Source organism: Helicobacter sp. 13S00482-2 (genome assembly GCF_002272795.1).
In the GTDB taxonomy this organism is placed as follows: domain Bacteria; phylum Campylobacterota; class Campylobacteria; order Campylobacterales; family Helicobacteraceae; genus Helicobacter_J.
This window is the reverse complement of sequence record NZ_MLAT01000046.1, coordinates 1-1297: the sequence shown is the minus strand read 5'-3', so window position 1 is coordinate 1297 and position 1297 is coordinate 1. Positions and strand designations below refer to the sequence as shown.

Sequence of the window (1297 nt, the reverse complement as noted above, 5' to 3'; positions counted from 1 at the left end):
TCAACCTCAATAATCACAGCCAGATGCAAGGAAAAGAGATCGTTAATCAAGGTAATTTGTACATTCAAGCAGGAAATGCCTCTTCCATCAATGCCAACATCACTTCAGGAATCATGGAAGATGGTGGCTTGAATTATTGGTCTTATTTGCATCTAGATCTAGCGACCAATAATCTAGCCATCAGTAATGGTGCTGGAACATATGGTACCATCTCAACAGATGAGAGCAGGATCTCTAGCTACACAGGTAGGCTCATCACTAATATCACCGATGGTGCTTATTATAAAAAACTTAGTGATGACACAGAGAGAGGAGCTCAAGTCGTTCTAACTGGAGGAGAACTCAATCTCCTCTCTGGCTCTTCTGCATTCATGTATCTAAACACAAATTACACTCCCTTAGCTAAAAACACCCTTAGGATGCAAGATACGTTCTTAAGACTCACAAAGAATTCAAACTTCACAGGTACCTTAACTGCTATAGGCAATAATGAATTAGTGGCAGGGGAAGGTTCCTTGTTGAATCTCAAAGACAATTCTGTTTTTGAAGGAATCCTAAGAACTGATTTTACTACCAAAGAGTATAATCATCTTCCTACTGATAATGGTTTTTTAATCAATATAAGCAACTCCAAACTCTTCTTGAAAGCCAACACTTCAGCCAAAGGTTTTAAGGACTTTGGAGGCTTCAGAGGAGGTTTGTCTAGTACCACCACAACCAATAACTATCTTGAAATGGACAGTTCAGTGGCAACTTCCGCAGGGGATTGGGTGGTATTAGATCTAAACACAGCTTATGCCAATACAAGTGGTACTACTAATGCCACCTACACTGGCAGCCTTTTCACTAAAGGGACTAAAAATATCATTGTACTAGGAAATTATGCTAACTTCAAACTCGATGATGGATCGTATTTTGATGGGGTGCTCATCGCAAAGGGCACTTCAAATGCAGCTAGATTTTTAAATCCTGATGGAGATGTGACCTTAGAAAATGGCTCTACTTTTAGGGGTGTTCTTCAAGCCAACACCTTAACACTCAAAGGTGAAGATAATGGCATCAGTGGTTCTGCTAATAGCGTGAATGGAACCTATTTGGATCTTTATAATAATAGCTATGGCAACTCAACCTTCAAAGGCCTCCAAGTCCTCTCAGGCACCCATACCCTTCTGGGTCTTACTTCCAAAGAACTCACTGCCACCATCAATAATATTGGAGGGAGATTGAGTATGAACTTCATAGGAAGTAACACAGCAGTCCCCACTGATGCTACTAATAACCCTATCCACTTTCAAGG

The 1297-nt window shown here is 40.5% G+C and carries 1 protein-coding gene; it reads left to right on the top strand.

Annotated features, from left to right (window positions below; genetic code table 11):
- A partial coding sequence (locus tag BKH42_RS09020) for a hypothetical protein (RefSeq protein ID WP_219349861.1) occupies window positions 1–1297 on the top strand: 1297 nt, incomplete at both ends.